Source organism: Anaerotruncus sp. DFI.9.16 (assembly GCF_024461615.1).
GTDB lineage: Bacteria > Bacillota > Clostridia > Oscillospirales > Ruminococcaceae > Anaerotruncus > Anaerotruncus massiliensis.
On sequence record NZ_JANFZX010000001.1, the window covers coordinates 51,039 to 69,883 of the forward strand.

Consider the following 18,845-nt stretch of genomic DNA (forward strand, 5'->3'; position numbering starts at 1 on the left):
CCGGGAGAGCCCTTGCGGTCCCACGAAAGACTGATACCTTCCTCAACAATGGGGTAGAGAATCGTGCTGCCACTCTGAATGATTAAATCTACTTTACTCATGGAATCGTCAACACCTGCCCCGGGTAAATAAGGTTAGGATTCTTTATCTTGCCCTTATTCGCGTTATAGATTTTTGTGTACTGCGCTCCGTTGCCGTAATACTTCTTAGCGATATTCCAGAGGCAATCTCCCTTCTTTACGGTATAGGATTTCGTCTTAGGCTTGCTCGAAGTCTCGCGCTTCTTCTCCTCTTTGATGGTGGGCTTGTTCGCGGCCGCAGCCGGTTTCGTTACCGTGACGGTCTTCGTCGCGTAGTCGATATACTGCTTGAGCGTAACCGAAACGGTCACGTCAGGGCCTTTTGTGGCGTCCTCTGTGATGTTATAGCTCTCAAGGCTTACTTTCATATTCGTATCGAACAAAAGTCTCCCAGAGGGCGACACACGACTCACGATGAAGCGGAACGGAGTCTTACTTGTCATGTAGTTCTCGAAAATACCGAGGTAGTAGTCAGGTCTGCGGAAGGTACCCGCAAAAGAGTACTGCCCCAGCATAGGGAGAACAACGTCAAAGCTGATTTCGGTCAAGCCGGGAGAGCGCAGGAAGTTTATATCGCCCTCATTGACAAGGGTAAGCGTTTTGTTGTTCCCCTTGATTTTGGTCGTCAGCTTCTGCGGCGTAACCGGTAAAAGCAGACTTCCGAAGTAAAAGCTATACATTATTCATGCACCCCCTCAGCAGCGACCTCGAGTGCTTCCGCGAAGCCCTCGGTCAGAGTATTCAGCACGCCGTCAAGGTCCATATCGGAATCAATGCGGTTAGTCATGCCGGTCATATCGATTTTGACCTCGGCGGTCGTGAAACGGTTGATTGCTTCCTGCTCCGCAAGGTCTCTCATATATTTCAGGTCCTCGGTCGTTTCCTTCAAGGACGCGGCCGCGCTTCCCGCGCTGTCGTTAATGCCAGCAGTGTCCGCGCCGATACCGTCAAGAGCGGTCTGTTCCGCAGAGCTGTCCGCCGCGGCGTCGGCTTTCGCCTGAGCGTAAGCAGCCTGCAAAGCGTCGACAGAAGAATTGAGCTCAGCTTTCAGAGAGTCGATATGCGCGTCTCTTCCGGCCTTTGCGCTGGCGAGCTCGCTCTCATACGCGGCAAGGTCTGCCGCACGAGCGGACTTCGCAGCCTCGTTTTCTGCGGCCGCAGTCGTTGCAAAGGTCACATGCTCAATGGCGTCGATACTCACGCCGGGGATTTTATTCAGCACCCCGATGAACTTATTGATAATATCGATAGCGCCGTTAATCATATTTTGGAGAATCGTCAGTACAGAGACCTTCATATCCCCCATGAAGTTCGCGATTGCGACGCCGGCTTTCTGCCAGCAGAGCTTGAGCTTGTCTACGAGGTCAATGACCCAGTAGACGCCGGTAAAGAATGCGAGCTTGACCGCATTCCAGCCCACAATAAGCGCGAGCTTGCAAATCTCCCACGCATTTTTAACGCCGCCGATAGACTGAATCCACCGATACATCGCCGCGACAAGTACGCCAATGATAAGGGCAATCCAGAGAATCGGATTCGAGAGGAGCGAAACAATAAGGGCCCGATTTGCCGCGACAGCCAGCCACTGAGCAGCGGCATGGACGACCCACGCAACGGCGAGAATGCCGACCGTAGTAGCCAGCCCCACGAGTACCGCGCTGACCATATCTGCGTTCTCCGTGAGGAAGGCGACGATATTATTCAGCCACGAGACGATGGTCGTAAGGACCGGCAGAAGCTGCTCAGCCATAATGCCGGTAAACTCGAGCCAGCTCTCGGAGAGAAGCCGGGTCTGGTTGGCGTAGCTATCCTGCGTGCGGGCAAAGTCGCCTTGCGCGTCGGCGGTCGTGCTCATAAGGTAATTGTACCGGAGCATGACCTGCTCAGCCTGAGACATTTCGTTGTAGGCCGTTGTGATACCCTGCGAGAGGGCATAAGCCTCGAGGTTGGCGACCGACATGTTAATGCCGAGCTGCTTCAAGGGCTCTGTCTCGCCGGAGATACCGGAACGGATTTTCTCGAAGGCGGTCTCAAGGTCAAGGTTATAGAACGACGCCATATCGCCGGCAAGGCCGACCATATCTTTCGACATATCTACAATGGCGTCGCCCGCAAGGCCGGAAGACTTGAGCATGGCGCCGATAGTGCCGGCGTACCGCTTTGCGCTTACCTCGTTCATGCCGTAAGCGGCAAGACACTCTTTCGACCACGAGTTGATAGCCTCCGTAGCGCTTCCGAAAGTAACGTCGACGACGTTCTGGACTTCGGCAAGGTCGGAGGCATAATCAATTCCGGTCTTGATGGTATCGAGCGCCTTGCGGGCAATCATCACAAGCCCGATGGCTTTCGCGAGCCGGCTGAAGGCGTCGGTTGATTTATTCGTATGGTCTTCCAACTGGTCCAGCGCGGCACTTGCTCTCGCAAGTTCCTCGCGGGCCTCTTGAATGGAGGCGGTGTCGATAGCCCGTCCGGACGCGTCCTGCATAGCCTCGAAGCTATTAAGTACAATGTTCATCGCCTTATTGATACTCTTGAGCGGGCCGGTCATGCCGTCCGTAAGTACGAGCTGCGACTTGATAAGGGCCATAGGCCTCCTCCTTTCCGGGAATAGGTGCCGAGGCTTGACCCGGCTTTACCTCAGCGCTTTTTCCCGTGTTTTGCTTTGGACGCTTCTTTCTTCTCCTGCTCGACCTTTATATCGATAGCAGCGATAATGAACGCCTGCGTATACGGGTCCATGTCAAGGAAGACATTCGGCGGCCATTTGAACTTATGGAGACAGTAATAGACGTAGTTCGCCTCCGGGTCGTCTCCGAGTATTAGTTTTTTGCTTCTTCCACCATTTCGTCGCCGGACTGGAAGCCATTGACCTGCAGGACCTTAGTGGAGTAGTCCTCGAACTCGGCGGGGGTCAGCATAGTGGTGATAAGCTGCTCCGCGCCCATAACGCCATAGCTCTGCTGGAGCTCGGCGTCATTCAGATTCGGGAACACCGTGCAGCGGACAGCCACCTTCGCGAGGTAGGCGTTCGCGTCGAAGTCCTGCGTAAACTGGCCCTTGCGGCCGGGTACCGGGACGGTACGCATGCAGGCCTTTCTCAGACCAGCATTCTCCGCCGCGGTAATGCAGCAGATTTCCCACGGCATAGCCTCACCGGTATCAGGGTCGACAAAACGGTCGGAAGCGATAAAGGTAACATTGTCGATTTTCTTCGCGTTCTGAGCAAGGAACGCAGTCAGATTCTTAGCCATAGTAAAATACCTCCTGTTTTATGTTGGTTTACTGCATGCCGTTCAGCAAGCTAAAGGTCTCGGGCATTTCCCAGTCATCGAAGGTGCCCTCGAGTTCCTCGTCGAGAGTCTCGGCGTCGGCGTCAAACTTCGCCAGAATGCCGCCCTTAGTGAGGCAGTTCTTCAAGATGATAGTCTGACGACCAACAGAAGCGGTCGGGTCTTCGTTCGCGACCTGAATATCGAACGTAGGCATAAAGCCGGTACGCTTATACTCGAGGAGCATTTCACGGAAAACGGACTGATTATAGTGGGCGGTGCCGCTCCACGTGCCGGACCAGCCGGTCGGCTTATTGCCCTTGCCGGACTTGCCGAGGATAGGCACCTCAGCTACGGAGATGTCCATTTTGGACTCGAAGGAATAGAGCTGCATGAAGCAGTATCTATTTCCGTCGGCCATCGTGACATACGCGGAAGCCTGAGAGCCCGCAATCGCGTCAAGCGCGTTCATAATAGGCTGAGCCATAATTCAAACCTCCTTACATGATAATGACGCTCATATAGAGCTGAGCCATAGCGTTCACGACGTTCAGGTCCTTCACAGTGCAAAGGACAGCCTTCTTCGTGTCGCCCTGCTCCACGGTTACGCTGTCGGGGTCGAAGTCCTCGATAGCGCGAATGGACTCGAGGTCCTGATGGAGCTTGCAAATATCGTTCCAAAGAGCGATTCTGCCAGCCGCGTCATTCGGCACGGTACCGAGGTAGCGCGTGTTGAAGAGGACCGCCGTATCGTTCGCAATCTGGTCGCAGACGCGGATAGTCTGGTTCGACTTGAAGACGTCGCCCTTTGTGTCGGAGACGGTAATCATAGAGTCGATGTCCTCGAGAATGCGAACGTCGCCGTTGACATTGTGGAACATCAAGCGGCCGGCCTTGATTGCTGCCTCGAGCTCGGCCTGCGTTCTGTCCACGTCGACGGTGAGCTCGCCGTCATACTTCTTGTTCGTGTTGGACTTGTTCACGGCACAGCCCGCAGACGCGCCGGTCATCCAGTACACGAGACCGTACTGGCCGAGGCCGGAAATGCCGGAATCATAGTCCGTCACCTTGCTGCCGATTTCGATAACGCCCTCGTAGTCTGCGAGCTTCTCGTTGGAATCGAGGTTGAAAATAACGGTCTGGAACTTCGCACCAACCTCGTCGCGGAGGCGCTTTGTGTAGTTGATATACAGCTTGATAGTGGTCGAGTCGTCGGACGGGCAGCCGAGAGTATTGAAGCTATAGCTCTCAAACTTATCGAGCGCCGCCTGATGAGCCGCCGCGTTTGCCGTGCCGTTCGTACCACCGGTGAGCGGGGTCTTCGCAGTCGCGGCGAGAGACGCGGTAGTCTTCCACGTTACGAAGTCGTTATCCTTGAGCGCGGTAGCCGCAGCCACGGTCTGCGTATCGAGGAGAGTCGTATCGTAGTAGAGGCTGACGTCGAAGAGGCTGGAGTTGTCAGCGTTCGCCGCAATAACCACATAGAGCTTGTTGCCGGCAACGCCGGAATACTTCGCCGTGCAGTAAGCGCAAGCGGCCTTAGCGCCTCCGCCATTCAGGCGATAGGCGTAGAGGGTCTGCGTGTACTGGAAAAGCTCGCGCAGAGGCAGCAAAGCGTCATCAGTGTACGCATGACCGAAAATCTTGAGGCTGTTCTTCTGGAAGTCGCCGCTCGTCACGGTAAAGACCGTACTGTCGGGACCCCAGTCCAGCATAAGAGGCATAGCCGCGTAACCTCTGTCGGAGAGAGTAGCGGACGCCTTAGCCACGCTGGAAAAGTTGATATACGTGCCGGGGAGTACCTTGTTCTGTACTGCCCAGATTCCACCGCCAAGGGCCATATTATTTCACCTTGCCTTTCATAAAGTTTTCGATAGCGGTATCAACCTCTTCGAGGGTGTACCACTTACCGTCCTCCAGAAGCGCGCCCAGAAGGTCGCGGCGCTTAGCGTAGCGCTGAGACCTCAAAAGCTGCTCTTTGGAGTGAGTAGGAGCGACGGACTTTGCCGCCGCAGTAGCTTTCGCCATATCAGTTTCCTCCTTGTTCAATTTTCAGAGTTCCCATTTTGACCTCCTCGGCCGTCTTATACGTGAAGTGGTTATAGGAGACGAGGAAGTGAAGCACTCCGTCCGTCACCTGAAAACTCATATCCGTACCGCGTAGCTTATCGCCGCCGGGCAGGTCAATCACTTCAAGCACTTCGGTGAGGGTATCTGCCACGCCGTAGCAGTCCTCACGCCCGGCCTTCGGAAAGTAGAGAACATCAAAACGAGGAAGACGTTTCTTGCGCTGAGCCGGGTAGTCCGCGACCTCGGCGTTAATCAAAAGCACAATAAAAGCAGGTTGCCGAAGCCCCTGCTTTACTGCGTTTGATTCGATGTGACTGCCGGGAAAAGCGGACCTCAGGGCCAGCGTGATTCCGTCTAAGATAATGTTTGTACTAATTTCCGCCATTGCAGACCTCCTTCAGCTTCCGAAGCACCATCTTCTCAAGCACAGACGGGGCGATTCGTCTCAGCTTTTCCTCAGAGATAGTCAGCATGTACCGGCCCTCGACCCAGCCGCCGCTTACGGTACGGTGACCGAACTCGACATACGAGGCGTACTCGACCGGATTTATGATTTCGACCATATACGTATTCCCGGACTTTGTGACAGTCAGGGACTGCGCATACTCGCGGCCGGCTTTACCGTTCTTAGCACCCCAGCCTCGGCGGAGGGTACCGCCTTTCTTACCGGAGCCTTTCGGGTACTTGCCGACCGGGGTAGCCGGAATAACGAGAGCCAGAAGCCTTGCGGCGAGCTCTTTACTGCAGGCCACGCAGAGGTCGTCTATCTCAGAGTCGCTCAGCTTTTCAAAGCCTTTCGCGAACTCCCTGAACTGAGAGAAGTCGCAGCGTCCCCAGCGGGACATTAAGCGTACTCCTTGAACGGGACGAGCGGTATCTCCTGATGACAGCTATAGACCGCAGGCTCGCCGGACCTCGCATAAGCGGTAGTCCGGCCTTCCTGCGTTACGACTATCTTAGAGCCCGCCGGGATTTTTACGGTCTTCGAGACGAAGAGCTTGACAGACTGCTGAATCAGCGGTGCGCTGTCCCGCTCAGTCGTGCTTGAAATACTTGAGAAGGACAAACGGCAGGGCTCGCCGTGGAGCTTCTGGACCTCCGTAGGCTCGTCCCGGCCGTTTGCCTTATTTACCGCTGTCTCGAGGACATAAACGTCACAGAGGCCGTCCCAGAGCCTCCGTAGAGCGTTCTGATAGCTTTTCACCATACCAACCTCCTAAACGCTGCGATAAGCTCCGCGTCGGGGTTTACCATCTTCGCGAGCATTGCGTCGAACTGGTCCTCAAAGGAGCCGGTATCTGCAATCGCAAAGGTGACGGAGGTGTCGCCCTCAGAAATGCTCTTAGCCGGCGCGTCGAAGTCGTAGACCTCAGAGAGCGCACCGGAAGCCTTCTTGTCTGTGAGGAACATGCCCGCAGCCATATCCGCCCAGACATAGAAAAGGCCCTCAGACACTTCGAGCTGATTCGTTCGTACCTTTAGGGTCGTCTCGGCTTTCTTAATATTGTAATCAAGCGCCGCGCTGTCGGTCTCGGTCACGGTATAACCGAGGGCCGACAGTCGGGCGGTTACTGCCGCGAGTATCTCCATAGGCCTTAACCTCTGGAGAAGATACGCGCGATAGGAATGGCCTTGTGGTTGATGTAGGAACGCTGAGACGCGGTAGTCTCACCGGAATGCACCAACGCCCAGTTCGCGCCGTTCTTGAGCTCGGTATCGGTAGGAGACAGAGAAGTCTGAGAAGCCTTCTCATAAGAGATACCGTAAGGAGCGAAGACCTTGCGCTGACGAGTGTACAGAGTGTCCTCACCGCCGTTGGTCTTCGGGTCACGGTTCATCTCATAAGGCACCTTCGCGCCGATGTCCTCGTAGGAGATAGCGCCTTCGCCGAGAACGTAGGTCGTATACTGAGTACCTGCAACGACATAATCGTTTGCAGCCAGAGTCTTGCTGCCGAAGTACGGAGTTACCTTAGACAGAAGAATCTCGCCTGCAGCAGGAGTGCCAGAAGCGACAATCTTCAATGCGCCATCAGTGTTGGCATCGGCGTCGAAGTAGCCATCAGAAGCCGGCATGTCGTCGTCAACAACAACGAGCTTGCCGTTCCACGTGCCGAGCTCGAGGTCGCGGGTAATGCCGTCCTTATCGGTATACTTGAGACGCTCAATCAAGTTGAGATTCTCAAGGCCGGTAGAAACGTCAGAGTGCATGAACACGAGCTTGAACTTCTTCTTGTTCGCGCCGCAAGCCTTGTTCGCCGCGGAGTTCAGAGTAGAAGCCGCCATTGCTCCGGTACCGACACCGGTTACGTCGAGGGTATGCTTAGACACGAACTCCTTGCCCTTTGCGTCGGTCATGGCGAAAATGCCGGCAAGAATAGCGAGAATCGTGTTCTGGTCCAGATGGTCCTTATACTCGGCCACCTGCTGGCTGATGTTGTCCATGAAGTCAACGCCGCCAGTAATGTCATAGGAGAAGTCCCTCTCAGTCCAAGCCTTCGCACGACCGACGACAACGACGCCCTGCTCGAAGGTCTTAGTGGAGGTTGCGGTGATGTCAGTCTGGCCGTCGTAGTTAACGGCATCGCCATCAATCAGGCCGCGCATAGCCAGACGGGCATACGCAGTGCCGTTCTGAGCGGTAAACACACCGCGGATGTCGGGGTTGCCCGCAAGGGCACGAGACTTCTTGAGCTCGTTCAGGTTGAGGTTAGGAACGCGGTCCACCATGTACTTGAACGCCTCAGCATTGAAGCTCTTAGAATCAAACTTGCTGTTTGCCATAGTAAAATCGTCCTTTCATATTAAAGTTTTGTGTCAGGATTTTCGGCGAGGTACGCGCAGAGCTCGTCGTAAGTCATATTCTCCGGCTTTTTATCGCCGGAAGGTGCCGGGTCTCCGCTCTCGCCGGGCTTGAAGCCCTTAAAGTCATTCTTCGGTTTCGTAGTGTCGAACATAAAACCGCTGTCGGGTGCCTCGGCCAGCTTCTTAATCTGGTCGGCCAGACCCTTAACGGTGCCGTCCGCGTCGAGCTCAGCCTTATCAAGGTCGAGCAGCGCCTTCACGGCTTTTACGTTCTTCGCTTTGGCAGCAGACAGAGCCAGCTCAACGGCGTTATCGATTTTGAGACGCTTGATTTCTGCCTCATGGGCCTTCGTCGTTGCGGTGTTCTCAGTCTGGAGAGTAGCGATTTGCGTCTTGAGCGCCTCGACGTCGCCGGTAGAGGCCTTGAGGGTCTCAAGCTGCTTGTCGCGCTCCTTGACGGTATCGGCGAGAGCTTTCTTCTCGGTGTTCAGAGTGTTGAAGTCTGCACGCGCCACGAAGTTCTTGCCGATTTCCTCAGAGACCTTCTTATCAATCTCCTCGGAGTACGCTTCTCCCAAAATAGTTTTCAGCCAGTCCAACATTTTGTCCTCCTGTCTCCCGCTGTCCTTTTTATCCGGCCAGTCCCGGTATTGCGGGTACGCTATTTGTTGTCCGCCGCGTAAGGCGGTAATTTTTGTATGAAAAAAGCGCCTCCTGCTAAAAAGCAGGGACGCTCTAATCAACTATTGCTTCTGTGGGGCTCCACGGTCTCCCGTATCGCGTTTTAACTGAGGGGCCCTTAGATTTACCCTCTGAAAAATCGGGCTCGAATCAGGAGCCTTCTGGCTCGCTCGAATATCGACCGCACTTCTTACATACCTCGAGAGCCTTATCCCAGTCGGGAACGGTATCGCCCTCAAGAAGAATATCGTCGGTAGCGATATTGCAAAGCTCCCAGCAATAGCCCCAGTCAATTTCCTTATTCAGTAAAGGGCACTTGACCTTATTTTGCTCGGACATGTTTCATCACCTCGTCATATAGCAGCTTGCCGCGTTCGTCCAGTTGCCCGGCGGTACCAATCTCGCCGTTATTATCAAGGACCGCAAAGCCCTCACTCGTATAGAAGGCGTATTGCGTGCCCTTACGCTGTTTGAGCGCGAAGTCTGCGTTATCAATAATATTCTGAGTCCATTCTAAGGTTATGCCGCGAGAGGCAAACCGTTTTTCGGCGTGCTCGTTCGCCTTGATAGCGACTCGCCCCAGAGGCGGGGCGACCAGAGTTCCGGTTGTCCGGACTTTGCCCTCATCGTGGAGAGCCTTGACCGCTTTATGCGCGGTCCAAAAGCGCTTATCGCTTGTAGGATTCGCTCCCTTGTATCGGTAGTAGCCTGTAAGGTCCTTGTAGTTCTCAGAATTATATTTTAACTGCTGAAAAGCCGCAAAGTTCTTAGGCGCGTCTGCACCGAGTCGAGCCTTGTAGTTCTCATACTGCTTTTTATCAGCAGATTCATTATACCACATATTTTTGAACTTTTCTACGGTACCAGCGCCATAGGCGGCGTCTTGTCTCGCTTTCCAGTCCTTATATGTCATATCCTTCGGAATATCGAAGCTCTCGCCGGTCTTCACGTCTCTCGCGAAGCGGTCTCCGAGACCCTGCATATCCTCGTAGTAGGGGGCGGTCGTGCCACGACACCACGGATGAAAAGGCGGCGCGGTAACGCCGACTTGATACTCACTCATAGGATAGACCTTGCCGTCGAACTGCGCGCAGAGGCTGCAGGTCTCGTTGTCAAGGGTTTCCACAATAACGTACTTCTCGACGCCGAGGTCTTTGAAGCAGTCCTTGCGGGCCTCGTTCGCGAAGGCGGCGCTCTCGGTCATAACCAGACGCCCGGCCTGCGACTTAGAGACCTGAAAACGGTCGGAGATAGCCTTGATGGCTTTATCCGGAGCCGCACCTCGCATTATCATCTGAGTAAGCTGCGTGTTGACGCTGTTGACGAGCGCCTGCTTGTTCGCCCAGATTCTATCGCTGAAGGTCTGGCTGTCTAAGGTCCACGGCCGCGAGAGTACTTTGCTGATAGCTTCATCGGTCAGCCCGTGAAGCGTCCAGCCGACCCCCATGCCCTTTTGGAGCTCAAAGGCGGTATGATAATAGCCTCGCTGGTAAACCTCGCTCAGGGACGAATTAAGGGCCTCCGTCTGCGCCCCGTGTAAGGCCTCGGCCTGCTCCTGTAGCTGGAGCTTCAAGCTGTCAAGCCTTGACACGTGGACGCGGGCAGAAGCATTCTTAAGCTGCTTGAGCCACGCCTGAGAGACTGCGTTCTCTTGACCGTGTTTTATGTACTCTTCAACGGTCCACCGGAACTCGTCAAGCTCCTGCGTGGTAAGCAGCTTATTCGCCTCGGCGAGCGTTATGCCGTTTTCGGCCGCAAACCGCTGATACCATCTCGCGATTTGCGATTCTATATCCTGAATAGCGGTTGCATATTGCCGCTCGAGGTTTTTAACGTAGTCGTACCCCTTATCAAGCAAGGACTCCTCAAGAATCCGCATTCGGTTGGCCCAGTACTTATCATTCCTCATTTACCGGGTCACCGCCTTCGGGGTTACGCAAAGCCCGCGCCTGCTCAAAAGCCGCGCGGTAGGGGTCAGTTTCCTCTTTCTGCTTTTCGAGCCGTTCAAGCTCGGCTGCAGGGTCATCGACCCACGGGTGCATAGCGACGATGGTCTCGTCGGAGATAATGCCGACGGACTTAGAGCAGTTATCGATAGCCTCAGACTCGTTGATAAGAATGTCGCGGTTGAAGATAACCGTAATATCTTCGCTCTCATACGAGCCCTTGCCGGTGTTGGCAAGGTAGGTGTTCACAAACCAGAGAATCTCTTCAAAAGAGGCTTGCAGCTCGGTCTCCATCGCGTTCGCGTCGAGGTCGATGTCGCAGTACATGCTCTGAATGTTCATCTGGTTAGGCGTACCAGAGAGGCGGTCGTCCTTCGCGTCGTAGCTGCGGAGGTTTTCAATGAGCGCCTTTTTCAGAAGCTCGAGGACGGTCTTATAGTTCTCAGAGTTTACCGAGATTTCAAGGCTGTCCACGCCGCCGTCAGTACCCTCGACCGTGCGGACCTTGATAGCTCCGTAGGTCGTCAGGTTACGCCGGAACTCCCCGAGGTCCTGTCCATCGTAGTTCTTGAGGACAAGGACAGTATTACGGACGTCTTCCTCCATGTTGTTCACGAAGTCGGATTGCAGGAGGTTGATAGCGTCCTGCAAGGAGCGGCCCCGACGAATGAGAGGGACTTCCTTCGGGTTGTACTTGATAGGGATAAGGGGGAAGCGTTCCCAGTTCAGGGGCTGCTCGTTACCCTTGCTGTCCTTCACCTTAACATAGGCCTGCTTCTCAGTGTCCGGCGTGAGTACGCCGTTCTCAAAGATGTAGGTCGTGACGCCTTCCGGCGTGAAGAGGTCGACCTTCTTAACGATTTTCTTCTCGGTACCGTAGTAGACCTCGACCGGATAAAGGCGAAGGGCGGAGTCAAGCTCGGTGTGAGCTGCGTCCGCCCAGAACGGCATAATCTCGTAGCCGGGGAATACCCGGAATGCGAGCTCGCCGTTTTTATTGTAATAGGGATAAAGCCACGAGATACCCGCATTGAGGCACTCGACTCCCGCGCTCTTGAGAGTACGCATAAACCTCATGCCGAGTACCTTCTTGACCTCGGCTGCGTAATCGTCATTCTCGCAGGAGAAGGAAATAGGCTGACCGAGAAGGTAGTTTGCCTTCTGGTCAACGTGTTTCGCATACTGGTTATCCACAATGCGGTTGTTCGGGAGATTCTCAATCACAATCAGCTTACCGTCAGGGCCGATAGCCGTGCGCTGGCGTTTGAGAATGTCATGGTCTCCGGTATAGTACCGGTCGCCGTCAATCATCTCGCGCCGTTCAGGAGAAGTCTCCCAGTCGGTAAGCTCTCGCGCGTAGAACTCAAGCTCGGTCATAGGCCTGCCGGCGCGGAGGCGCAAATTGAAAAACTCCTGCTCGATAGGCTTCTTGAATAAGGGCATTTATCGCACCTCCTTAAAAACTGAATCTCGACGGTTGGAACGCGGCGCGAACGAAGTATCTCGTATCGTCCATAGCGTGGTCGTCGGTTTTTAGCGGCCGGTCTTCGGCGGCTTTTTCGTCCCACCGATATAAACCGAACTCTCTTATACAGTCCGTGCAGCAGTCGCAAAAGAAAATGTCGCCGGCGTTCAGCCGGGTAGCAACATCGCGAATACCGTCAAGGACTCGGTTGCTTGCCTGCTCGACCATGAAGCGGTCGTGCCGGCGTATGACCTCGATAAACGAGGCGGCGGAAGGGTCAACGATGATTTTCCGAATCGAGAGGTCTCCCGCAAGCTCTTCAATAGCTGCGTAATGCTCCTCGTCCGTTCGCTGATACCGTTCCTTGCGTCCGTCGTAGTAGTACTCTCGAACGCGGTACCATTTTCCCTCACAGAGGCCCCAGAGCCCGGCCGAGGTCGGGTTTAAGGTGCCGTAGTCGCAAGAGATAAGGTACTCCTCGTAATCGCGAGGCACGGAAGGGACTACATGATAGTCCTTATTAAACATTGTATATATCAAGCCCTCCGCGACGGTCCAGAGACCACGGATATACCGGTCGTAGAACACGCCGGAATACATACCCTCGTATCGGGCTTTGATTTTCTCATCAAGGCTGAGGTTGTCGTCCATCGTAAAATGCAGGTAGAGCATATTGCGCTCCGCCGCCTTACGAATCCACTCTTTATAAAACCAGTGGCCCGGCGACTCGGGGTTGCAGTTAAACCAGAACTTCGACCCGGAGACCGAGCAGCGCGCCATAGCCTGCTCTACGAAGGAGCGAGGCATAAGGGCGACCTCATCGAAGAGGACTCCCGCCAGAGTAATGCCCTGAATAAGGGTGTAGCTGGATTCGTCTCGGCCTCCGAAGAGGTAGTAGGTATTAGAGCGATTGCCGATAGTGACGACCATTTTATTCTCGCTGCGGCGCTCAGTAACCTCGAACATACCCTCAAGCCATGTGGGAATATGTACGATAACGTTACGCCGAAGCGCTTCAATCGTGCGGCCGCAGATAGCGAAGTTCTGTTTATCGAAGCTCGCCATGCTCCACATGATAAAGCCGATAGCCATTGAGACCGTCTTGCCGGAACGGATTGACCCGTCGCAGATAAGGCCGTCTCTATTCTGATGTTCCGGTTTCGTCCACCAGAAGAGGGTCGCATTCTGCCGAGGACTGAAGCTCTGGTATTGCACTCAGGTCAACCTCCTTTCCAGCAGCACGAATCGCCTCAAAGAAGTTGGTCTCCTTCGCGTCGGACGACTTAATTGCCTCGTTAGCTGTATATTTGTCAATGACGATACCCATAGCGGTAGCAAGCTGATTGACCGTCGCGGCAGCGAGCTTGTCTTCGTCTCCCATAGCCGCAAGCAGCTTGTCAATCAGTCCGCAAACGTCATTTTTCTTAGAATCCATAAAGGCCAGAATGCTTGCCGTGTTCTCAGCCTTTTTTTGTGCGACCTTTTGTTTTAGGTCGTTGTCGCTTTTTAACGTGCGCTGAATCGTAGTCGTAGAGACGCCGTATTTCGCGGCCAGCGCCCGAATGCTCGAGCCGTTCACCGATTCAGCTATAATCTTTTTCCGTTGCTTATCGGTCAGCTTAGCCACGTTCGTCCCTCCCTCGTTAGTTGTTGCTAACCTCCATTCATAATAATAGACGGAGCACTGCACCGGAGGCCCGCGCAGTGCTCCGCCCGCGATACCGGAAGTCCCGATAACGCAAAAAAAAGCCGGACTCTTCATCCGACTTTTTCATCATATATTATATCGCATGTTCGGCGTGAATTAACGCGCTTTCGGTAAAAATTGTGAGAGCTTTTTTATGAAGAGTCATCGTCCAGCGGAAAGTGATGTCAAGTCGTACCGCGATTTCCTCCCACTTGAGGTACTTAAGATACCTCATCTCTAACAGAGCGTTAAGGGTCGGGTCGGTAACTGCCTGATTGATAGCTCTCCCGATTTCCAGCTCGATGGCTGCAAGCTCGTAGATTTCCGCTTTGATTTCCGACTGCAAATCGACGATAGCGCAAGCGGCGTCCTCGACCTTCTTCGACGGGGTAGAAGAAAACGAAGCGACCGGCTTAATCTCAGCCGTGATAGACTCAGCTCTGCGAATCCACTCGTCGATACGTTCCTCCTTAACCTTTATTCTTTCTCTGGACCTATATCCTCTGTTGAGGAAGTCCTTCGCTTCCTGTATTGTCATTTTGATACCTCCTTGATTCTGGCTTTCAAAGCCTCGAGGCAAGCGTTCTGCCTTACCTCCTTCGGCGCGAGTATGTCATCTAAGACGCGGTAGTCATAGGTGCCCTTCATCAGGATATGGTGAATCAGGACCGTTTTCTTTTGTCCCGGACGGTGTAGCCGCTTGTTTGCCTGCTGGTAAAGCTCGAGACTGGTAGGAAGGCCGTACCATATCGCGATATGACCTCCTGCCTGTAAGTTCAGGCCGTGCCCCGCGCTCGCAGGGTGGGCGAGCATAATCGGAATCTTGCCCTCGTTCCAGCGAACGACCGCCCCGTCGTCTTTAATATCTACCGCTTCCGGGTACCGCTCCATAATTCTGTCGCGCTCATGCCGAAAGGCGTAGAACACCAAAACGGGTTGACCGTTCGCTTCTTCGATAAGCTGGTCTAACGCCTCGAGCTTGCAGTCGTGCAGGACTTTAACGTTGCCATTCTCGTCATAAGCCGCACCTCCCGCAGCCTGCAAGAGCTTATTCGTCAGGACCGCAGCGGTCGGCGCGTCGATGTCGCCGTCGGCAAACGGAAGAAGAGTGTCCCGCTCAAGAGTCTTATAAAGCTCCATCGCCTCGGGGGTAAGCTCAAACTCACGACGGAGAAAAAGCCGGTCCGGTAGCTGTAGGTAGTCCGCCGCGTTCATACTGATACAGAACTTACCGATTTTCTCATAGATAAGGTCCTCCGCGCCGTCTTTCGGTTTCCATGAGAAAATGGTCGTGGCGTTCCGCTTATCCGGGACGAAGTAAGTATCGCGATACCCTGTCAGGGTTTTGCCGAGAGCCTTACCCTCATCAAGCAAGTACATCTCCGGCCACAGGTCAAGCAGTCCGTTCGGCGACGGCGTGCCGGTAAGACCGACAATCCGCTTGATATACTTCCGCACCTTTTTCAGAGCCCGGAAGCGCTGCGCCTTACTGGACTTGAAGCTCGAGAGCTCGTCGATGATAACCATATCGAAAGGCCACTTGCTTTTGAAGTGGTCAACAAGCCAGACGACATTCTCGCGGTTAACGATATAAATATCTGCCTCCCGCTCGCAAGCCGCGATACGCTCAGCCTTCGAGCCGAGAATCAGCGAGAGTTTCAGGTGTTTCAGGTGGTCCCACTTCTTGACCTCGGGAGGCCACGTTTCCTTTGCTGGTTTCAGCGGAGCGATAACAAGGACCTTACTCACGGCAAAGTAGTCATTCAGGAGCTTGTCCGCAGCGCTCAGGCTCGTTACCGTTTTCCCCATACCCATATCCAGTAAGAGCCCCGCCTCGGGGTTATCGAGAATGAACTTCTCCGCGAAGTCCTGATAATAGTAAGGTTTATATTCCATCGGCTTTTAGCCTCGCTTTCAAATCCTCCATATCGGAGATACGCCAAACAGTACAGCCGAGCCCCTCTAATGTCGCGATGACCTTTTTCTGCCTGACACTCAAACCGTCACTCAGCCCCGGCCGCTTGACCTCTATAAAAATTATTCGTCCCCCCGGCAATATCGCGATTCGGTCAGGCACCCCCGGAGCTCCCGGGGACACCCACTTGTACGCTTTACCGCCGAGGGACTTGATATGCTCACAGAGCTTTCGCTCAAAAGTGCTTTCATACATAAAATCCCTCCTTTAGGTAGTCGAGTAGCGCGTGTAACAAAGATTCCCTATATATACATGTAATGCGAGGGGGCGACGAGATTGCGTCGAGTGCCCCTTTACTTTTTCAAAAAATGTTTTTAAGATTTTTCGACTACCAGTACTACCAAGTAGCCAAAAGCATTGATATATAAGGCTTTTTCGAGGTAGCAGAGTAGGTAGCACTTTGTTGCAAGTAGTTCTCAAAGTGCTACCTTTGTTGCAAGTGCGCTTGTACGACCTACCCTCTAACGAAAAAAGTTGGCCTTTTAAGTGCTACCTTTGCTACCTCAGACCTCTTTCACGAAGCCTCTCTGCCTGCCGTAAATTGCTCCGCAGTTGACGGAGGTGGATAACCGCCAGCCCGGAATCATGCGCAGGAGCCCGATAATCTCGCGGGCCTGAGTCTGCGAATAGCTCTTCGGGTCGCCCTTGAAAAGCTCCTGCCAGACTTCAAGTGCGCAGACCTTTGTTCTCGGCACGGTGCCGTTACGCTCCTCGCCGAAGCCGCCGCTCCAGAACATGAGACGCTTTTCGAGGTCCCAATCGTCCCAGCCCTCGGGCAGCAGGACTTCAAGGAAGTTCTCGATAAGACCGAGCTTGCCGTTCGCCTCGGTGTGGTCGGCCTGCACCTTGCGGGCCATCTCTTCGACCGCACCGTCAAGGTACCAAGTCTCACCGGCCTCGTAGTAGGTCACGGCCTCGGCCCATATCTGGTCCACGATAGAAGCGGTCAGCTTGTCCCCAAGAGTTTTACCCGAGTCGGTAACGACGACCGGCCAGAAACGGCGGGCGCCGGTAGGGTCACGCAGGAACTCCTCGTCATTCGTGGTGCCGAAGAAGGCGCATTGTCTCGGGTGGCATTGCGTGCGGCGAGCGTATGCCGCGCGGTAGTTGTCCTCTTGTTTAGAGACGAACTGCTTAATCTGCTCAACCTCAGCTTTACGGGTCGCAGCCATCTCGGAGAGCTCGATAATCCAAAAGCCTTGAAGCTGCTCGTAAGCGTCCTTGCCGGACATGGTATAGAGCGAGTCCGAAAACCACTCTTTACCGAGCTTCTTCAAGGTCGTGCTCTTGCGGCAGCCCTGCGGGCCGATAAGAACGAGCATGTGGTCGTGCTTGCAGCCCGGAGATAAGATTCTCGCGGCAGCACCGATAAGCGCCTTACGGGTTACCGTTCTCGTGTACCGGGAGTCCTCGGCGCCGAGGTAATCGATGAAGAGCGTCTCGCAGCGTTTCTCGCCGTCCCAGATAAGGCTCCGCAGGTACTCGCGTACCGGGTGCCTCGTGATGTCGGCGAGAGCAAGGTCGACGCCTTCTCGGGTCTTCGGCATAGAGTCGATTTTGTAGTCCTTCTCAAGGACATTGTGAACGCCGGCGTCGTCGGTGTCGTCCCACGAGCGCGGCTTTGCGTCGGCCTTTCTCCAAGGGAGGTCTCCGCAGACCATAGGTCTCTCCATGAACTCGTCCCAGTAGAAGGTCCCCTTAAACCGAGGGTCATTCTTCACGATGATACGAATATTCTCTACCGTAGTCGCTGCGTGTCCGGTCTTCGGATTTACCTCAAGCTGTGAGACCCAGTTCATATCAGGAGCCTCGTCGCCCTCGCCGAAGAGCTGAACGATGTAGTCGAGCTGCTTGCTCTGCAGCTCCTTCATAACGCTCTCACAGTTGGTCTCAATCCACTTACACATATTCTTATAAGAAGGAAGGTTGTTCGCCGCGGTGTTCGCGGGTTTCCCTTCGTCGTCCTTACCGAACATGTGAATGCGGACGAGGTCGAACGCATTGCAGAGCTTGCCGCAAGTCGGGTCCGTGCTGTGATGGCTGTACGCAAAGCGACCGTCTTCGTAGATAACGAGGCCGCCGGAGGTCGAGCCGCCTTTATAGGTGTAGCGGCCGTTTTCGCCCTTGATGTAGACGTCAGGCAGGAAGGTCTCGATTGCGTCCTCAACGGAGTAAGTACGGCAGAACGCGCCGACGATACCGTCTTTCGCGGTCGGGTCTCCCTGCTTGTCAGCGAGACGCCGAATCGTGCCGGACTTCCTGCTCGATACGGGCCACTGAGTCGGGTCTTTCCAGTCCGCATACCTTGCGAGCTGCTCGTCGGCGTCCAGCCACGGGCCGTCCTGCACTTCATAACGGAACTCGCCGTCAGAGGAAGCGCTCGCCCAGTACATGAGCCGATGGGGCTCATAGGTGGTATCGTCGCACATGTCGATACCGATGTCGCCTGCAATCCTGCGGGCAATGGCCTCGTACTCCTCAGGAGACACGGGCCTTGAGAGAGGAAGCACAAGGCGAAGTCTCGGAGCTTTCGCCGTGTGGCTATGTGTGCTGTAGAGCACCGCAGCGCAGCCCAAAATCAGCTCGACCGTAGGCCAAGGGTCTTCGCCGGCCGTGATAGAGTCCATGTCGAGGGTGATAAGCCGACGCTGCAGTACGGCGTCGATTTTACGGCGGCCGCCCTTTAAGGTACCGCCGACAAAGCCGCCGACGTCTTTCGCATTGTCGCGTTCCTCCTTCGGCATACGGAAGTACTCTTGCTGGGTCTCCTGCGTCCGGGTCACACGGCCGAGCTTATCAACGAACTCAGACCAGAGCATTTCTTTAGTTTTCCAGCTTGCCGAACGCCGCGAGCTACCCGTCGCAATC

20 protein-coding genes are annotated in these 18,845 nt (G+C 54.5%); all 20 read right to left on the bottom strand.

The window, feature by feature from the left end; translation table 11 throughout:
• Positions 1 to 97: 97 nt before the first annotated feature.
• The 20 genes from NE609_RS00270 to NE609_RS00365 all read right to left on the bottom strand — a co-directional run bounded on the left by NE609_RS00270 (position 98) and on the right by NE609_RS00365 (position 18,796).
• Entirely contained in the window at positions 98 to 760 is a 663-nt protein-coding gene (locus NE609_RS00270; protein ID WP_256151327.1) for a LysM peptidoglycan-binding domain-containing protein, read from the bottom strand.
• Positions 760 to 2,667 carry a hypothetical protein gene (locus NE609_RS00275; RefSeq protein WP_256151328.1) on the bottom strand — a complete coding sequence of 636 codons (1,908 nt, stop codon included), beginning with the start codon at positions 2,665 to 2,667 and terminating at the stop codon, positions 760 to 762. Before NE609_RS00275 ends, NE609_RS00270 begins: the two co-directional genes overlap by 1 nt.
• A 232-nt stretch (positions 2,668 to 2,899) precedes the next feature.
• Entirely contained in the window at positions 2,900 to 3,331 is a 432-nt protein-coding gene (locus NE609_RS00280; protein WP_256151329.1) for a phage portal protein, read from the bottom strand.
• 28 nt (positions 3,332 to 3,359) lie between these two features.
• Positions 3,360 to 3,836 (bottom strand): phage tail tube protein, encoded by a 477-nt coding sequence (locus NE609_RS00285; RefSeq protein ID WP_256151330.1) that lies wholly within the window; start codon positions 3,834 to 3,836, stop codon positions 3,360 to 3,362.
• 13 nt (positions 3,837 to 3,849) lie between these two features.
• Entirely contained in the window at positions 3,850 to 5,190 is a 1,341-nt protein-coding gene (locus NE609_RS00290; RefSeq protein ID WP_256151331.1) for a phage tail sheath family protein, read from the bottom strand.
• Position 5,191: 1 nt separating this feature from the next.
• Positions 5,192 to 5,377 carry a hypothetical protein gene (locus NE609_RS00295; protein WP_256151332.1) on the bottom strand — a complete coding sequence of 62 codons (186 nt, stop codon included), beginning with the start codon at positions 5,375 to 5,377 and terminating at the stop codon, positions 5,192 to 5,194.
• A 1-nt stretch (position 5,378) separates the two neighbouring features.
• The gene (locus NE609_RS00300) at positions 5,379 to 5,804 is read right to left on the bottom strand and encodes a DUF6838 family protein (RefSeq protein WP_256151333.1); all 426 of its coding nucleotides are present in this window, start codon (positions 5,802 to 5,804) and stop codon (positions 5,379 to 5,381) included.
• Positions 5,791 to 6,264, bottom strand: coding sequence for an HK97 gp10 family phage protein (locus NE609_RS00305; RefSeq protein WP_256151334.1), 474 nt, complete (start codon positions 6,262 to 6,264; stop codon positions 5,791 to 5,793). Before NE609_RS00305 ends, NE609_RS00300 begins: the two co-directional genes overlap by 14 nt.
• A complete protein-coding gene (locus NE609_RS00310; protein WP_256151335.1) occupies positions 6,264 to 6,626 on the bottom strand; it encodes a hypothetical protein in 363 nt (120 codons plus the stop codon). Before NE609_RS00310 ends, NE609_RS00305 begins: the two co-directional genes overlap by 1 nt.
• Positions 6,620 to 7,009: a hypothetical protein gene (locus NE609_RS00315; RefSeq protein WP_256151336.1), complete on the bottom strand. Its 390-nt coding sequence runs from the start codon at positions 7,007 to 7,009 to the stop codon at positions 6,620 to 6,622. The genes NE609_RS00310 and NE609_RS00315 overlap by 7 nt, the downstream gene beginning before the upstream one ends.
• 5 nt (positions 7,010 to 7,014) lie before the next feature.
• Positions 7,015 to 8,202: a phage coat protein gene (locus NE609_RS00320; protein ID WP_256151337.1), complete on the bottom strand. Its 1,188-nt coding sequence runs from the start codon at positions 8,200 to 8,202 to the stop codon at positions 7,015 to 7,017.
• Between the two features lie 20 nt (positions 8,203 to 8,222).
• Positions 8,223 to 8,822: a phage scaffolding protein gene (locus NE609_RS00325; RefSeq protein WP_256151338.1), complete on the bottom strand. Its 600-nt coding sequence runs from the start codon at positions 8,820 to 8,822 to the stop codon at positions 8,223 to 8,225.
• 404 nt (positions 8,823 to 9,226) lie between these two features.
• Positions 9,227 to 10,813 carry a minor capsid protein gene (locus tag NE609_RS00330; protein WP_256151339.1) on the bottom strand — a complete coding sequence of 529 codons (1,587 nt, stop codon included), beginning with the start codon at positions 10,811 to 10,813 and terminating at the stop codon, positions 9,227 to 9,229.
• Positions 10,803 to 12,293, bottom strand: coding sequence for a phage portal protein (locus tag NE609_RS00335; protein WP_256151340.1), 1,491 nt, complete (start codon positions 12,291 to 12,293; stop codon positions 10,803 to 10,805). Before NE609_RS00335 ends, NE609_RS00330 begins: the two co-directional genes overlap by 11 nt.
• 13 nt (positions 12,294 to 12,306) lie before the next feature.
• On the bottom strand, positions 12,307 to 13,530 hold the full coding sequence (locus tag NE609_RS00340) for a PBSX family phage terminase large subunit (RefSeq protein ID WP_256151341.1): 1,224 nt from the start codon (positions 13,528 to 13,530) through the stop codon (positions 12,307 to 12,309).
• Positions 13,457 to 13,942, bottom strand: coding sequence for a hypothetical protein (locus tag NE609_RS00345; protein WP_256151342.1), 486 nt, complete (start codon positions 13,940 to 13,942; stop codon positions 13,457 to 13,459). Before NE609_RS00345 ends, NE609_RS00340 begins: the two co-directional genes overlap by 74 nt.
• A 154-nt stretch (positions 13,943 to 14,096) precedes the next feature.
• Positions 14,097 to 14,540: a hypothetical protein gene (locus tag NE609_RS00350; RefSeq protein WP_256151343.1), complete on the bottom strand. Its 444-nt coding sequence runs from the start codon at positions 14,538 to 14,540 to the stop codon at positions 14,097 to 14,099.
• Entirely contained in the window at positions 14,537 to 15,898 is a 1,362-nt protein-coding gene (locus tag NE609_RS00355) for an SNF2-related protein (protein ID WP_256151344.1), read from the bottom strand. The genes NE609_RS00350 and NE609_RS00355 overlap by 4 nt, the downstream gene beginning before the upstream one ends.
• Positions 15,888 to 16,172, bottom strand: a complete 285-nt coding sequence (locus tag NE609_RS00360; protein ID WP_256151345.1) for a VRR-NUC domain-containing protein — start codon at positions 16,170 to 16,172, stop codon at positions 15,888 to 15,890. Before NE609_RS00360 ends, NE609_RS00355 begins: the two co-directional genes overlap by 11 nt.
• Positions 16,173 to 16,480: 308 nt before the next feature.
• The gene (locus NE609_RS00365) at positions 16,481 to 18,796 is read right to left on the bottom strand and encodes a virulence-associated E family protein (RefSeq protein ID WP_256151346.1); all 2,316 of its coding nucleotides are present in this window, start codon (positions 18,794 to 18,796) and stop codon (positions 16,481 to 16,483) included.
• Positions 18,797 to 18,845 lie beyond the last annotated feature (49 nt).

What these genes read in the sequence shown, in the direction of transcription:
- NE609_RS00270 (WP_256151327.1), bottom strand. Translation starts at nt 760, where the DNA reads ATGTATAGCTTTTACTTCGGAAGTCTGCTTTTACCGGTTACGCCGCAG.
- NE609_RS00275 (WP_256151328.1), bottom strand. Translation starts at nt 2,667, where the DNA reads ATGGCCCTTATCAAGTCGCAGCTCGTACTTACGGACGGCATGACCGGC.
- NE609_RS00280 (WP_256151329.1), bottom strand. Translation starts at nt 3,331, where the DNA reads ATGGCTAAGAATCTGACTGCGTTCCTTGCTCAGAACGCGAAGAAAATC.
- NE609_RS00285 (WP_256151330.1), bottom strand. Translation starts at nt 3,836, where the DNA reads ATGGCTCAGCCTATTATGAACGCGCTTGACGCGATTGCGGGCTCTCAG.
- NE609_RS00290 (WP_256151331.1), bottom strand. Translation starts at nt 5,190, where the DNA reads ATGGCCCTTGGCGGTGGAATCTGGGCAGTACAGAACAAGGTACTCCCC.
- NE609_RS00295 (WP_256151332.1), bottom strand. Translation starts at nt 5,377, where the DNA reads ATGGCGAAAGCTACTGCGGCGGCAAAGTCCGTCGCTCCTACTCACTCC.
- NE609_RS00300 (WP_256151333.1), bottom strand. Translation starts at nt 5,804, where the DNA reads ATGGCGGAAATTAGTACAAACATTATCTTAGACGGAATCACGCTGGCC.
- NE609_RS00305 (WP_256151334.1), bottom strand. Translation starts at nt 6,264, where the DNA reads ATGTCCCGCTGGGGACGCTGCGACTTCTCTCAGTTCAGGGAGTTCGCG.
- NE609_RS00310 (WP_256151335.1), bottom strand. Translation starts at nt 6,626, where the DNA reads ATGGTGAAAAGCTATCAGAACGCTCTACGGAGGCTCTGGGACGGCCTC.
- NE609_RS00315 (WP_256151336.1), bottom strand. Translation starts at nt 7,009, where the DNA reads ATGGAGATACTCGCGGCAGTAACCGCCCGACTGTCGGCCCTCGGTTAT.
- NE609_RS00320 (WP_256151337.1), bottom strand. Translation starts at nt 8,202, where the DNA reads ATGGCAAACAGCAAGTTTGATTCTAAGAGCTTCAATGCTGAGGCGTTC.
- NE609_RS00330 (WP_256151339.1), bottom strand. Translation starts at nt 10,813, where the DNA reads ATGAGGAATGATAAGTACTGGGCCAACCGAATGCGGATTCTTGAGGAG.
- NE609_RS00335 (WP_256151340.1), bottom strand. Translation starts at nt 12,293, where the DNA reads ATGCCCTTATTCAAGAAGCCTATCGAGCAGGAGTTTTTCAATTTGCGC.
- NE609_RS00350 (WP_256151343.1), bottom strand. Translation starts at nt 14,540, where the DNA reads ATGACAATACAGGAAGCGAAGGACTTCCTCAACAGAGGATATAGGTCC.
- NE609_RS00355 (WP_256151344.1), bottom strand. Translation starts at nt 15,898, where the DNA reads ATGGAATATAAACCTTACTATTATCAGGACTTCGCGGAGAAGTTCATT.
- NE609_RS00360 (WP_256151345.1), bottom strand. Translation starts at nt 16,172, where the DNA reads ATGTATGAAAGCACTTTTGAGCGAAAGCTCTGTGAGCATATCAAGTCC.
- NE609_RS00365 (WP_256151346.1), bottom strand. Translation starts at nt 18,796, where the DNA reads ATGCTCTGGTCTGAGTTCGTTGATAAGCTCGGCCGTGTGACCCGGACG.